Origin of the sequence: Neoluteolibacter marinus, assembly GCF_014904755.1 — a bacterium.
GTDB classification, from domain to species: domain Bacteria; phylum Verrucomicrobiota; class Verrucomicrobiia; order Verrucomicrobiales; family Akkermansiaceae; genus Haloferula; species Haloferula marina.
This window is the reverse complement of record NZ_JACZFQ010000080.1, coordinates 1-12,950: the sequence shown is the minus strand read 5'-3', so window position 1 is coordinate 12,950 and position 12,950 is coordinate 1. Positions and strand designations below refer to the sequence as shown.

13 protein-coding genes and 1 tRNA gene are annotated in these 12,950 nt (G+C 65.7%); 7 read left to right on the top strand and 7 right to left on the bottom strand.

Annotated features, from left to right (window positions below; genetic code table 11):
- Nucleotides 1-33: 33 nt before the first annotated feature.
- Entirely contained in the window at nucleotides 34-1,212 is a 1,179-nt protein-coding gene (locus tag IG178_RS15740; protein WP_193213523.1) for a PA14 domain-containing protein, read from the top strand.
- A 6-nt stretch (nucleotides 1,213-1,218) separates the two neighbouring features.
- Here the strand turns inward: IG178_RS15740 and IG178_RS15735 are convergent, their stop codons facing one another.
- Nucleotides 1,219-2,538: a dicarboxylate/amino acid:cation symporter gene (locus tag IG178_RS15735; protein WP_193213522.1), complete on the bottom strand. Its 1,320-nt coding sequence runs from the start codon at nucleotides 2,536-2,538 to the stop codon at nucleotides 1,219-1,221.
- A gap of 208 nt (nucleotides 2,539-2,746) precedes the next feature.
- On the opposite strand from IG178_RS15735, the gene dusB reads away from it, so the two are divergent.
- Together dusB and IG178_RS15725 are read left to right on the top strand one after the other, a co-directional pair.
- Nucleotides 2,747-3,742, top strand: a complete 996-nt coding sequence (gene dusB, locus IG178_RS15730) for a tRNA dihydrouridine synthase DusB (protein WP_193213521.1) — start codon at nucleotides 2,747-2,749, stop codon at nucleotides 3,740-3,742.
- Between the two features lie 52 nt (nucleotides 3,743-3,794).
- The gene (locus tag IG178_RS15725; protein ID WP_193213520.1) at nucleotides 3,795-4,298 is read left to right on the top strand and encodes a phage regulatory CII family protein; all 504 of its coding nucleotides are present in this window, start codon (nucleotides 3,795-3,797) and stop codon (nucleotides 4,296-4,298) included.
- A gap of 14 nt (nucleotides 4,299-4,312) precedes the next feature.
- Here IG178_RS15725 and queC read toward each other — a convergent pair whose 3' ends face one another.
- The 3 genes from queC to IG178_RS15710 are packed head-to-tail and all read right to left on the bottom strand — an operon-like array spanning nucleotide 4,313 to nucleotide 6,545.
- Entirely contained in the window at nucleotides 4,313-4,993 is a 681-nt protein-coding gene (queC, locus tag IG178_RS15720; RefSeq protein WP_193213519.1) for a 7-cyano-7-deazaguanine synthase QueC, read from the bottom strand.
- Nucleotides 4,990-5,394, bottom strand: a complete 405-nt coding sequence (gene queF, locus IG178_RS15715) for a preQ(1) synthase (RefSeq protein ID WP_193213541.1) — start codon at nucleotides 5,392-5,394, stop codon at nucleotides 4,990-4,992. Before queF ends, queC begins: the two co-directional genes overlap by 4 nt.
- Before the next feature lie 56 nt (nucleotides 5,395-5,450).
- Complete coding sequence (locus IG178_RS15710; protein ID WP_193213518.1) at nucleotides 5,451-6,545, bottom strand: site-2 protease family protein; 1,095 nt, start codon at nucleotides 6,543-6,545, stop codon at nucleotides 5,451-5,453.
- 353 nt (nucleotides 6,546-6,898) lie between these two features.
- Here IG178_RS15710 and IG178_RS15705 point away from each other — a divergent pair, with 353 nt between their 5' ends.
- Nucleotides 6,899-9,562, top strand: coding sequence for an ELWxxDGT repeat protein (locus IG178_RS15705; protein WP_193213517.1), 2,664 nt, complete (start codon nucleotides 6,899-6,901; stop codon nucleotides 9,560-9,562).
- A gap of 240 nt (nucleotides 9,563-9,802) precedes the next feature.
- Here the strand turns inward: IG178_RS15705 and IG178_RS15700 are convergent.
- A tRNA-Ser gene (locus IG178_RS15700) sits at nucleotides 9,803-9,895 on the bottom strand.
- Nucleotides 9,896-9,979: 84 nt separating this feature from the next.
- Nucleotides 9,980-10,579 carry a hypothetical protein gene (locus IG178_RS15695; RefSeq protein WP_193213516.1) on the bottom strand — a complete coding sequence of 200 codons (600 nt, stop codon included), beginning with the start codon at nucleotides 10,577-10,579 and terminating at the stop codon, nucleotides 9,980-9,982.
- A gap of 130 nt (nucleotides 10,580-10,709) precedes the next feature.
- Here IG178_RS15695 and IG178_RS15690 point away from each other — a divergent pair, with 130 nt between their 5' ends.
- Nucleotides 10,710-11,219, top strand: a complete 510-nt coding sequence (locus IG178_RS15690; RefSeq protein ID WP_193213515.1) for a glycine cleavage system transcriptional repressor — start codon at nucleotides 10,710-10,712, stop codon at nucleotides 11,217-11,219.
- Here IG178_RS15690 and IG178_RS15685 read toward each other — a convergent pair.
- Nucleotides 11,216-12,073, bottom strand: coding sequence for a lipid II flippase family protein (locus tag IG178_RS15685; RefSeq protein WP_193213514.1), 858 nt, complete (start codon nucleotides 12,071-12,073; stop codon nucleotides 11,216-11,218). The genes IG178_RS15690 and IG178_RS15685 overlap by 4 nt on opposite strands.
- Nucleotides 12,074-12,187: 114 nt before the next feature.
- Between IG178_RS15685 and IG178_RS15680 the strand changes: the two genes are divergently transcribed.
- The gene (locus tag IG178_RS15680) at nucleotides 12,188-12,430 is read left to right on the top strand and encodes an acyl carrier protein (RefSeq protein ID WP_193213513.1); all 243 of its coding nucleotides are present in this window, start codon (nucleotides 12,188-12,190) and stop codon (nucleotides 12,428-12,430) included.
- 11 nt (nucleotides 12,431-12,441) lie between these two features.
- Nucleotides 12,442-12,950: condensation domain-containing protein (locus IG178_RS15675; protein ID WP_193213512.1), on the top strand; the 509-nt coding region annotated here is incomplete at its 3' end.

Below are 12,950 nucleotides of genomic sequence, written 5' to 3'. Positions count from 1 at the left end.
CCTGCACTCCCGGGCACGCACCCCAGGAACGACATGAGTCTACACGCCCAAACCAGCCCCGAAGCCCGGCAGCGCCTGCAATCCCAGCGCCGCAACTCGACGATCGCCTCGATCGCCATTGCGGTGCTCTCGATCATCCTCCTCGGACTGGTTTTCGCCTTCATTCTCCTTCCCGCGATCCTGAAGGATCCGGAGGTGATCGTGACATATGTCACCCCCAGCCCGGTGGACGAGACGCCGCAGGCGAAGAAGTTGAATGTCCAGCAATCGCGGCCCTCGCCGCCCTCCGCTGCCGCGGCGTCGCGGGTCATCGCCGCCAACGCGGTTTCGCCGGTGTCCATCGAGATCCCGGAGATCACCACCGAGTCCATCACTTTCGGGGCCGGCACCGACGACTTTGGTGAAGGCGGCCTGGGCGGCGGATTCGGCGGCGCCGGAACCGGAAACGGCGGTGGCTTCGGATCGACCGGCGCCCGTCCCGGCGCCCTGCAAGGCAAGCTCTACGACTTCAAACAAGGTCCCGACGGAAAACCGGTGGACTACAACATCGGCAATCCGGCGGACTTCTTCGACCGGGTCACCCGCCTGCAACGGTCCAACTTTTCGGAGTCGTCGCTGCGCCGCTACTTCCAGGCGCCCGTCTCGCTCAACCTCGCCTACCTCGAGGTCCCCTTGTCACCCGCCAGCGAAGGGCCCAAGCATTTCGGCGCCGAGGGCATGATCGAGCCGTCGGGCTGGATCGCCCACTACAAGGGCAAGATCGTGGCGCCCAAGGACGGGACCTACCGTTTCTCCGGCATCGGCGACGACTACGTCGTGGTGATGGTGAACAAGAAGATGCGGCTCGCCGCCTGCCGGCCGGACACCCAGGGCAGCATCGTCGGCCGCTGGGAACCCACCGAACCGACCGGCAAGTTCCTCGGTCCCTACCAACGCGACGCGCCCCTGATCTTCGGCGACTGGATCAAGATGAGAAAGGGCGAGGTCTTCGACTTCGACCTGGTCATCGGCGAACGGCCCGGCGGGCTGCTCGGGTTCATCCTCCAGGTCGAGGAAAAGGGCCGCGACTATCGCAAGGCGCCGGACGGCCGGCCGATCCTGCCGCTGTTCACCACCTCGCCCTTCACCGACGACGAAAAGCAGCAGATCACCACCGACCTCGGCCCCTACGAGGTGGACTGGAACGAGGTGCCGGTGTTCGGGATCAAGTGACGGGCATCAGCCGCGGGCGAGCACCTCTTCGCCCTCGCTCCTGGCGATGGTCACGGCGGCGCAGGAGTCGCCGAAGACATTCACCGCGGTGCGGCTCATGTCGAGCAGACGGTCCACGGACAACAACGCGACCACCGCGACCTCGGCATTGGGGACTCCGCTGTTCTTTAGGATCAGCAGGATCGCCACCAGGCTGGCCGATGGCACCCCGGCGACACCGACGCTGGTCAGCAGGGCCGCGGTCACCACCAGGAACTGCTGGGCGAAGGTGATCTCGATGCCCATGACCTGCGCCACGAATACCACCGCCACGCATTCGTAGAGCGCGGTGCCGTCCATGTTCACCGTGGCACCCAGCGGCAGGGTGAAACTGGCGGTCCGCTTGGAAACGCCGGCATTGTCCTGGATGCAGCGCATCGTCACCGGCAAGGTCCCGGACGACGATGCGGTCGAAAAGGCGAGCAGCAGCGCTTCCCGCATTGCCCGGAAATGCGCCAGCGGGCTGACCTTCGCCACGAAGGCGAGCACCAGCGGCAGGGTCACGAACATGTGGATCGCCAGGGCCCCGAGCACCGTGCCGAAGTAGGATCCGAGCTCGAGGAAGAGCTGGAGGCCGGTGTTGTAGACGACCGGGAAAATGAGCGCGTAAACGCCGATCGGCGCGACCGCCATCACCCATCGGGTCACGGTGATCATCACGTCGTTGCCGGCCTGGAAGAACTCCCGCAGCGTCCGCATTTCATCGGCCGGCAGGCGGGTGATCGCCACCGCGAAGAGGATGCTGAAGACGATCACGCCGAGCATCTGGCCGTTGTCGGAGGCCGCCTTGAACACGTTCTCCGGCAGCATCGCCTTGAAGACGCCGAAGAAGTCCTTGCCCTCCTTTTTGTTTGCCTCCTCGACCTTGGCCTTGTCGGCATCGCTGGCGGCGGCGCTGCGCTGATCGAAGGCCTCGCGGATCACCTCGTTCGGCGCCCCGTCCTTCACGCCGGGTTCGATGAGATTGACCATGAACAGCCCGGTCAGCACCGCGAGGATGGTGCTGGCGGCGTAGAAGCCGAAGGTCTTCAGCCCCAGCCTCCCGAAGCCCTCGACGCCGTGAAGCCCCGCGATTCCGCTGATCACCGAGGTCACGATCAGGGGCACGATGATCATCTTCAGCGCCTGCATGAACAGGTCGCCGACGAACTCGGAGATCTCCAGCGCCCGGGCCTGGAAGCTGCCCTCGGGTGCCTCGCCCCCGAAGAGACCGCGGAAGGCCACCGCGGTGAGCGTGGCAAGCACCAGCGACGCGAGGATTTGCCAATGGGGAGCAAGGCGTTTCATCGCGCGGAGGCTGCCGCAAGTTCTGCTAGGCGTCGAGGAAACCCTGCCCTGCCCCCCTTTTACGGAAAAATGGGCCCGGGATGATTCGGATTCGGATGCGTCCGGATGGGGCAGCCTACCGGGTTCCCCGCTCCATCCCCGCAGTACTCGCAGATCCCCCACCTTCTTGGCACTTGGCACCTTTCCCGGCCCGCGGCAGACTCCCTGCGTGCTCCCTTGGTTCCAAAACGACGCCTTTCCCCTCTATCTGGCCCCGATGGCCGGGGTGACGGACGTGGTGTTCCGGCAGATTTGCAAGGAACTCGGTGCCGACGTGATGGTCACCGAGTTCGTTTCCGCGGAGGGCATCATGCAGGCCGACGACCGCACCCGGAAATACACGGAATTCACCGACGGCCAGCGCCCGGTCGGTGTCCAGCTGTTCGGCGGCGACGGCATCCGGATGGGTGAGGCGGCGAACAAGATCATCGACTGGAAGCGCCCGGACTTCATCGACATCAACTTCGGCTGCCCGGTCAACAAGGTGGTCTCGAAGAACGGCGGCTCGTCCCTGCTGAAAGACTGCCCGACCCTCGCTGCCGTGGCTTCCGGCGTGAGGAAAGGGGTCAACGATCAGGTTCCAGTCACCGCCAAGATCCGCATCGGCTGGGATCACAATACCGTCAACGCCGTCGAGGTCTGCCGCATCCTCGAGGACTGCGGCATGGCGGCGATCGCGGTCCACGGCCGCACCCGCTCGCAGGGCTATTCGGGCGATGCCAACTGGGAGGTCATCGACGCCTGTGCCCGTGCGGCCGGCATCCCCGTCATCGGCAACGGCGACATCGCCAGCGGCGAGGATCTCGCCCGGCGCAAGCGCGAAACCGCGGTCTCCGGGGTGATGATCGGCCGCGCCGCGATGCAGAACCCCTGGGTCTTCCGCGAGGCGAAGCACTTCCTGAGCACCGGCGAAACCCTTCCCTCGGTGCCGCTGGCGGACCGCTGGGAGCTGGTCCTGCGCCACTGCCGGCTGGCGGTGGCCGCCGCCCGCTACCCCACCGAGCGCAGCGCGATGATGTCGATGCGCGCCCGCCTGATGGCCTACTGCAAGGGCTTCCCCGGCGCCAAGGAGCTGCGCCAGCGGCTGGCACGGGTCGAGTCCGTCGCCGAAGTCGAGGACATCGCCGCGGAGTCGATGGCCGCCGATGCCGCGATGATGGCGTGAGCCGCCGGAATTTCCCATTTCCATGTCCGCCGCGCCTGCTAGCGTCCCGGCCATGGAAAGCCACGAAGTCCTGCGCCGGGCATTTGCCAAGACCAGCCCGAAGGCGGTTGCCTCGGATCTGGGCGTCTCCCTTTCGCTCGTCTACAAGTGGGCGGAACACCAGAGCGAGGACGGCAGCGGCAGCCGCAACCCTCTCGACCGCCTGCTCAAGATCGTCGAACTCAGCGGCGACACCGGCATCGTCGAGTGGCTCTGCCAGCAGTCGGGCGGTTATTTCGTGAGGAACCCGAAGAGCTCCTGCCAGAAGGGCTTCGAGGTGCTGCCGGCAACCAATGAGATCGTCGGCCAGTTCTCCGTCCTCCTCCAACAGATTTCCGAGGCGGCGCTCGACCACTCGATCAGCACCCAGGAGGCAAAGGAAATCCGCGAATGCTGGGACAAGCTGAAGAGCTACACCGAAGGCTTCGTCCGCTGCTGCGAGGAAGGCGACTACGACCAGATGATGCACATCCCCAAGCCGTCCGAAGGACCGGCGAGGTATCCGGTGAAGCGCTGACCGCCCGCCCGGGCTCAGGGCGCTTCCGGAATCTCCGGCGTCGCCAGATAAACGGTCGGATCCGGCACCCCGGCCAGGATGAAGGCCTCGCGTCTCTCGACGCAGGTGCCGCAGGTGCCGCAGTGGATCTCGCCGCCCTTGTAGCAGGACCAGGTTTCGGCAAAGTCGATCCCCAACCGGACGCCGAGGCGGGCGATCGCGGTTTTATCCAGATCGATGAACGGACGGACCAGCTGGATCCTGGCATAAGTCCCCTCCGCCATCGCCGCCGCCATGCCCTGCATGAAGGGCTCGCGGCAATCGGGGTAAATGGCGTGGTCGCCGGAATGCGCGGCAATCGCAAGCGCCTCGGCTTCCACGCTTTCGGCGAATCCACAGGCGACCGCGAGCATGATGCCATTGCGGAACGGCACCACCGTGCGCTTCATGTTCTCCTCGGCGTAATGGCCATCGGGAATCTCGCCGCCGCTCTGCAGGAGGTCCGACGCGAAGCACTCGTTCATGAAACCGAGGTCGATCGTCCGGTGCGGCACCCCGGCCCGCTCCGCGTGGAGCCTGGCGAACGGGACCTCGCGGGCGTTGTGCTTCGACCCGTAGTCGAACGACAAGGCCGCCACCACCTCGTGCTCTTGCCGGACCTGGTAAAAGGCGGTCACGGAGTCCATCCCGCCGCTCAGCAAGACGACCGTTTTCATGACTCCGGGTGGCGTGCCTCGCAGGTCAGCTGGATCCCGCCGCGCGAGCCGAACTTGCCGTTCACCACGATCTCAAGCGGCTGCATCGCGGCGACCAGGTCGTCCAGCACCCGGTTGACGATCTCCTCGTTGAAGGCCGGCAGGTTGCGGTAGGACGCCAGGTAGAACTTCAGCGACTTGGTCTCCACGCAGCGGTCGCCAGGCATGTAGCGGATCACCAGATGGGCGGTGTCCGGCTGGCCGGTGACCGGGCACAGCGAGGAGAATTCCGGGCAGTCGAGGGTGATCCAAAACCGCCGGCCAGGACGGCAGTTCTCAAAGGTCTCCAGCTTCGCCTCGTCCGGGCTGGCCGGCAGGCGGTTCTCGGAGTGCCCGAGCAAGGTGAGGTCGGAAGGTTTCACGGGCGGGACGCTAGCGCGACCCGCCGGGCCTGTCGATGGCCGGCGTCGGACGGATGCTAGTGGCCCCGGGCATGACTTTCCTCCATCGCCGCATGCACCATGACCAGTTCCCCGACATTCTCCAGCGTCAGCAAGCCGACGATCCGCCCGCCGTCGAGGACCGGTGTGGTCGCGCATTGGTTGGCCCTCATGACTTCCAGCGTGCGGGTCAGGTCATCCGTCACCTCGACCGGATGACAACCGTCCGCCACCACCTCGCCGACCCGGGCTTGGCTGCGGCCGTCGGTCAACGCTTTCACTAGATCGTTGCGGAACAGCACACCCTGCACCCGCCCGTCCTCCACCACCGGGAAGTCCTGCTGCGATCCCGCCAGCAGCTCCGCGAGCGCCCGGTCCAGAGGATCGCCGGCCGCAAGCGTCCGGAAGCGGGTCATCATCGCATCCTTCACCTTCAACCCCTTCAAGGCTGTCTGCATTTCCACATGGGCGGCCTCGCCCTGCGCGCCCAGATAGACGAAGATCGCGATGAAAATCAGGAAGGGGTTGTGGAAAAAGCCGATGATCCCGAACAGGATCGCCATCCCCTGGCCGATGTTCGCCGCCACCATGGTCGCACGGTGCCGGCCGATCCTGGCCGACAGCAAGGCCCGCAGCACCCTGCCGCCGTCCATCGGGAAGGCAGGCAGCAGGTTGAACACGACGATCAACAGGTTGACCCACATCAACTGCACCAGGAAGCGCCCCTGGAACCACTCCACCTGCAGCAGCTGGTTCGCGCGGTCCAGGCTGAGGATGACGATGAACAGGATCGCCGCGATCACCACGTTCACCGCCGGTCCAGCGATCGCCACCCAGAATTCCTGCATCGGCTTTTCGGGGATCCGCTCCAGCCTCGCCACCCCGCCGATCGGCAGCAGGGTGATGTCCCGCGTTTTCACCCCGTAGCGCCGCGCCGTCAGGGCGTGGCCGAATTCATGCAGCAGGATGCAAGCGAACAGGACCACCACGAATCCCACCCCCGCCAACGCCTGGACCACCGTCTGACCGGCGTTCAGATGCATCATGAAAATCCAGCCGATCAACAGCGCGAAGGTCCAGTGGAGATAGACACCGATCCCGGCATAGCTGCCCAATCTCAACGACCATTTCATGCAATCCGCCCTTCCCCGGGCTCAACCAAACTACACGGGATCCTTGTCCGATCGAGTCCGAACATAGACATCGACGGCGGATTCATGAGCAAACGATTGCAGACCGCGAGGCGGCTGGCATCGGTCAGACGGCCGACGGCTTGATCGTCCGCTTCACATCTTCGTCCTTCTCCCGGCCCGCCTTCACGGTGGCCACGACCCGGGACACTCGCGGTCCCTCGAGCGGGGAAATGGGTCGACAGGCGGGGATTTCCGGGAACCATCCCCGGGCCGGACGAACGCGGTGGTTTGGAGGCCTCCGGAGAGGAGATTCAACCAAAGGAGATTCCCCGATTCCATTCCCGGCTTCCCTGATGATGCGTCTGCTTCTCTCCGCCGCCCTTGTTTTCACCCTGCCCTCCGTGACGGGGCAATCCGAAGCGCGCCTGGTGGCGGACTTGAACCGGGCTCCCGGGGATTTCAGCGCGCAGGTCAATTGGGTCACCCCGACCGCGAATGGCGTGGTCTTTTCCAAGGACAGCATCGCCCATGGGCCTGAGCTGTGGAGCAGCGATGGCACGGCAAAGGGCACGAGACTGCTGGCAGACCTCATCCCGGGCACCCTTGGCTCCGCGCCGGAGCTGATGGTGGCATCGGGCGGCCGGGTTTTCTTCCGTAGCCACGACGCGCGGTATGCCGAGCAGCTCCGCGTCACCGACGGGACGGCGGAGGGCACCCGTCTGGTGATGGAATTCCCCGCGGGCGGATCGCTCCTTCCCTTGCTTGGCACGGCGGATGGGCTGTTCTTTACCTATGATCGAATCGGACTCGAGGACTACATCGAGCAGTGGTTCAGCGATGGCACACCGGAAGGAACACGGCTCCTGAATCCTCTGGACCAAGCCGGGACGACGCGCGACTTCAGCTTCCCCGCGGCGCATGCCACGGACGGGCAATGGTGCTATTTCCTGGCCCACCCCGATGAGCTGTGGCGCAGCGACGGAACGACCGGCGGCACCACGAAGCTGCTCGATTTCACGGCCGCGACCGAAGGATGGGAGCCACGGATCGATGTCGCGGGCGAGCGCCTTTACCTGACCGTGCGATCGCTGAACGCCGCCCCCCTGCGTTGCTGGACTTGCAACAAGAACGGCGGGGATTTTCGCGAGCTGATCCTCGATTCCACGGCAGACAACCCTCAAGTGCGCGGGGTGCTGCGCGCCGGCTTGCTCGACTACGTTTTCTCGACGGACAGGACCGGGGTGAATTCGCTGTGGGTCACCGACGGCAGCAGTTCCGGGACCCACCCGCTGCCATTGGGCGCGGACCACCAGCCGCAAACCGGCGGCGTGGAGTTCCAAGGGCAGCTGTATTTCGCCAGTCTGAGCGAGACCGATGGCCAAGGCCTGTGGCGCACGGACGGGACGGCGGAGGGAACCGTGCGGGTGGTGGATGCAGCCCCGGGAGCAGCCGGGGAAATTTCCCAGCTCCTGCCTTCCGGGGAAACGCTCTATTTCCAGCGCCGGAACGCCAAGGGGGATTGGGAACAGTGGCAAACCAAGGGCAGCCCGCGGAACACCCGCCGCACGGCACGCATGCACGATTGGGATTCCTTGTCCACCGGTCCTCAGCTGGCCTTTTCGCGGGATCGCCTTTTTTTCACCGCAGGTCGGAACACGGCGACCAACGCGCTGTGGATGGCACGTGCGAAGAGAGGCGTGCGGCGCCTGACGGTGCCGGAAAAAAGCAGTGCCTCCGCCTATCGCATTGGCCGGCCATTTGAAGAAATGCCGTATGGCGCCGCAGGTGGCGGACTGGTCTCCTTCGTGGAAAGTCCGGGAGGCCGCGAGCTTTGGCGAATCACGCCGGAGGGCCGCAAGCGCGCGATCTGGAAAGTACCGGCGGACTTCTCCGGGGCCACGATCCAGGGGAGCCTTGGGACGAACGCCATTTTCAGCGTGCACGGAACGGACTCCGCCGAGGTGTGGGTCACAAACGGCACGGCAAGGGGCACGCGCCTGCTCTCCGGCCACCAGGAGCCGACCGAGGCCATCGTTCCGACAAGCTTCGTGGTCTCCGGGGGCAGCATGTTTTACTCGCTCCTGCCGTCGTCCGACGCGACCACGGAGGCCCTGATGGCCACGGACGGCACGCCCGAAGGTACGAGGAAAATCGTAACAATCGACGGCACCGCACCACGCCCGTTGTGGCACCAGATGGCGGATCAGGCGGGCACGCTTTATTTCCTGGCCCGCAGTTGGTCCGGCAGCAGCCCGATCGGACTGTGGAAAAGCGATGGAAGTCCTCAAGGCACCGTGCTGGTAACGGACGACTGGGGCGCTCCCGGCCATCGTCCGAGCGCGCTCACGGCGATCGGCAACCGCCTCTCGATCACGGTGAACCTGCCCTTGGTCCAGCAACTGTGGAAGAGCGATGGCACGGCGGGAGGCACCGGGCCGGTGCAAATCTACGAGCCCGGGAATGCATTGCGTGAAATCGGCCCGTCCTTCAATCTCGGCGGCCGGGAGCTCCTCGTCGGCAAGGCGAGCACGATTTACGACACGCTCCAATGGTGGACCAGCGATGGAACCAACGCAGGCACCCACCGCCTGGTTCCGGGAGTGGATTGGCAGCACCTTTTCCCAATCCAGAACGAAGGGGTGGTGGCCGGCGGCAAGCTCTACTACTCCGGCATGAGCCGGGTGGAGGACGATTTGGACTCGGAACTCTGGGTCACGGATGGCACGGCGGCGGGAACCGCACTCCTCAAGGACATCTACCCCGGGGTCTTGTCGTCCATCCCGGAAGACTTCGTGGAGTACGGCGGGTCGGTGTATTTCGTCGCCAGCGATCCGGAACATGGCCGGGAGGTTTGGAAGTCGGATGGCACCGAAGCGGGCACCGTCCTCGCCGCGGACATCGAGCCCGGCCCGGGAAGTTCGTTCCCCGGAGACCTCGAAGTGATTGAGGGCAGGCTCTATTTCCACGCCCAGCGGCCGGCGACCGGGCGGGAGTTGTATGTGATCGGGGCAGATTGATTGCACCGTTTGGGTGCTGACAAATCGAGTTCGTCGCTTCGAACCGAAGAAGTGGGATTGACTCCGCTTCGCTATGTCCATGCCAGTCAGGCTTCGCCAAGCAAGAGAGTCGCGTTGCTCCCTGCCTGCATTCAAACCCAGGGACTGCGGCAAGGGTTCTCATCCCGCTCTCTCCGACATGAGTTCGGCCCGCGTACGCAAGACGGCCCGCAGACTCGCTGCGGGCCGTTTTGATGAAAGTGGCGGAGAGAGTGGGATTCGAACCCACGGTAGGTTTTAAGCCTACGTTCGATTTCGAGTCGAGTGCCTTAAACCGAGCTCAGCCATCTCTCCTTTAGCGGCTGGGGGCGGGAAAGTAGCAACGACGACCGGCTTGTAAAGCCTCCGCTTGTCCGATTTGCCGAAGATCCGCTTTCACTACGGTTCTTCGTCCGGATCCATCGCCGCCGCCAGCGTCTCGCCCGGCTCATCGGAGGGTGCTGCGGGGACCGGCATCGCCCCGCGGAACACCTCCGGTGCCGCCGGATGTTGCGACATCGTTCTCCGCATGGATTCGCGGGCGACGAAATCGACCAGCGTCCCCGAGAACAAGATCGCCGCAGTCGCCGCCCCCATCCCCAACACCCACCAGGCATCGGACAGGCGGGCGCGGCCGAAATTCGCCTCGCAATCGACTACCTTCCGGGCCCGCGGGGGCGCGGCACGCCGGGGCTCGGGCACGAGGACCTCAAAGGCGGGATGAATCACCCGCGCTGCCTCCGCAGCAGGCAATTCCCCGGGCTCGACCCGGGGGGCCGGCACCGCGCGACCGGGATATGGCACGTCGGCCCGTCCCGCAAAGGAATCGAAGTCGTTGGCCGGCAAGCCTTCGACCGGCAGATCATCGCAAGCCCCGAGCAAGACCTTCCGGACATCCACGGCGCTGACAAAGTCATCGGGGATGACCTGACGGCTTCCCGCGGCTTCCGCTCCACGCGGTTCCACGGGCAGAGGCTTGAGATTGTCGGGAATGATCACAGCGCGATTCAGTTACCCGTAGGTGTAGGCGCGGCACTCCCACGGGGTCAATAATCAATTTTTCTTAAATATACGGGCAAGCGATCAAAAAAGTGCTGCCTTCGCGGGCCCGGCGGTGCTTGAACAAGGCATGCTCGTCTCCGTCGTCATGACCGTCCTGGCCGCCGACCGCCCCGGCCTCGTCCGCACCCTGGCTGAAACCGTCGCTGCCAACGGCGGCAGCTGGCAGGAGAGCCGCATGGCCCGCCTCGCCGGCCAGTTCGCCGGCATCCTGCGGGTCGAATGCCCTGCCGATCAGGTCGAACCGCTGCTCGCCGCGCTCGCCGGCCTCGAGGGCCAGGGACTTGCGATCCAGGCCCGGCGCGAGGAATCCGCGCCGGCGGCAGACCGCGAAACCTTGTCGCTCGACATCGTCGGCAACGACCGCCCGGGGATCATCCGCGCGCTTTCCGCAGCGATCGCCGGCGCCGGTGCGAACGTCGAGGACCTGTCGACGTCGTTGGAAAGCGCCCCCATGTCCGGCCATCCGATCTTCCATGCCAAGGGCCTCGTCTCGCTGCCCGCCGAGGGCGATGCGGCCGGTTTACTGGCTGCCATCGAGCAGCTCGGGCCGGATCTTTCGGTCTCGATCGATCGTTAGGTCGGGATGATGCGGGCGATCCAGGCGATCAGCTGCGCGCCCGGGATCATCAGGAAATGCGCGAGGACCGTGCCCAGCAGCCGGCTTCCCGCCATCCCGAACACCGCCGCCCGCAGCCGGACATCGCCATCATCCGAGCCCTTCGCCGCACCGTCGGTGACGTAGGATAGGTAGGGGTCGACGAAGGCGAACAGCATGATGGTGCCGAAGAAATTCACCACCGCCGAGAGCTGCCCGGTGGTCATCCGCAGGTCCGGGGCGAACACCCCGGCGTAGAGCGAACTGAGCACCCCGGTTGCCAGCAGCGCCGAGCCGATGACGTTCATTGCGAAGATGTTCCACGGCAAGCGGTGGCCCGCGCGCAGGAAGCTGAAGTTCGCCTTGGAAGGCACCGTCCAGGAGGTGCCGAGCGCCTTGATCCCCGGTCCGCTGAGGGCGAATTTCACCATCCGCGGCAGCGACGGGAACTTGTCGAAGGAGCCGACCACGCAGGTCACATAGCGCTGGAACATCGGGATCAGCGCTGCACCCGCCGCCGTCGCCAGGCTCGCCGAGAAGATCAGCAGGTGGAACTCGTGCTGCAACTCCGCCGCCGGCACCGCGGTGCGCAGGCCCGCCTCCGCCGCCGGGACGTCGGTGGCTCCCAGCAGGGACACCACCACCGATTCCACCCGCTTCGAAAGCGCCGGCGTGAGCAGGGTGTTGGAGGTGCGGGACACCAGCACCAGGATATTGAAGAGCGACAGGCAGAACGCGACCTTGCCGGTCCGCGCTCCGGCGATGCGCACCCCGTAGGACAAGGTCGCGATCAAATGGATGACCGCGATGAAGAAGCAGAGGTAATAGATCGACATCGGCGGAAGGGCGCGGCTGCTTTAGCCCCCCGGCCCCCCCGCCGTCAATCGCCCCGCCCCGAAAGCGGGGATTGAACCCCGCCGTCATCCCCGTATCCTCCGCCCCCGAGCCGCATGGAAACCGAGCTGATAGAAATCCTCCGCACCGAGATCCTCGACACCGCCGATCCACTCTCGCCCCAGAGCGACCTCTTTGCCGCGGGCCTGGACTCGATGGGCATCATGCAATTGCTGCTTTCCATCGAGGACCGCTTCGGCGTCGCCATCGACCCCGCCGACCTTTCCCGCGAGAACTTTTCCAGCGCCGGCAAGATCGCCGCCCTCGTCGCCGACAAGAAGGCCGCCGCCGGCCTTTGATCCCCTTCCCCGTGCCGGCCGACGCCCCAACCCCGCGAGCCCTGCCGGTCACGAGCAGCGACGGCTTCCTGCTCGGCCTGGAGAGCCTGATGCGGCGCAGCCACCAGGGCCACCATCTGGCCGCCACGGTGCTCGAGTGCGAAGGCAGCCCCGACGCCGCGGCCATCGGGCGGACGGCCGAAGCGTTCGGCAAGCGCCACCCGATCCTCCACGCCCGGATCTCGCGCAGCGGCCGCGACTGGATCGCCCGCTGGCGGACCGACGAAGTGGTGCCATCCGCCATCCCCGTCGATCACTGGCACCTCCCCGGCCACCCCGCTCCCGGGACGGAAATCGCTTCCCTGCACGACCTGATCGACCGCTGCATCAACGGCCGCGACATCGACGTCTTCGCCCCCGGTCCGAACCTCCGGCTTCACGTCATCGTCCTTTCGCCCGACCGCTGGGCGCTGGTGCTCGCCTGGAGCCATTCGCTGCTCGACGCGGTCGGCATGACCAAGCTGCTCCAGGAGTTCGCCGG

What these genes read in the sequence shown, in the direction of transcription:
- IG178_RS15740 (WP_193213523.1), top strand. Translation starts at nt 34, where the DNA reads ATGAGTCTACACGCCCAAACCAGCCCCGAAGCCCGGCAGCGCCTGCAA.
- IG178_RS15725 (WP_193213520.1), top strand. Translation starts at nt 3,795, where the DNA reads ATGGAAAGCCACGAAGTCCTGCGCCGGGCATTTGCCAAGACCAGCCCG.
- queC (WP_193213519.1), bottom strand. Translation starts at nt 4,993, where the DNA reads ATGAAAACGGTCGTCTTGCTGAGCGGCGGGATGGACTCCGTGACCGCC.
- IG178_RS15690 (WP_193213515.1), top strand. Translation starts at nt 10,710, where the DNA reads ATGCTCGTCTCCGTCGTCATGACCGTCCTGGCCGCCGACCGCCCCGGC.
- IG178_RS15705 (WP_193213517.1), top strand. Translation starts at nt 6,899, where the DNA reads ATGATGCGTCTGCTTCTCTCCGCCGCCCTTGTTTTCACCCTGCCCTCC.
- IG178_RS15680 (WP_193213513.1), top strand. Translation starts at nt 12,188, where the DNA reads ATGGAAACCGAGCTGATAGAAATCCTCCGCACCGAGATCCTCGACACC.
- IG178_RS15710 (WP_193213518.1), bottom strand. Translation starts at nt 6,545, where the DNA reads ATGAAATGGTCGTTGAGATTGGGCAGCTATGCCGGGATCGGTGTCTAT.
- IG178_RS15735 (WP_193213522.1), bottom strand. Translation starts at nt 2,538, where the DNA reads ATGAAACGCCTTGCTCCCCATTGGCAAATCCTCGCGTCGCTGGTGCTT.
- IG178_RS15685 (WP_193213514.1), bottom strand. Translation starts at nt 12,073, where the DNA reads ATGTCGATCTATTACCTCTGCTTCTTCATCGCGGTCATCCATTTGATC.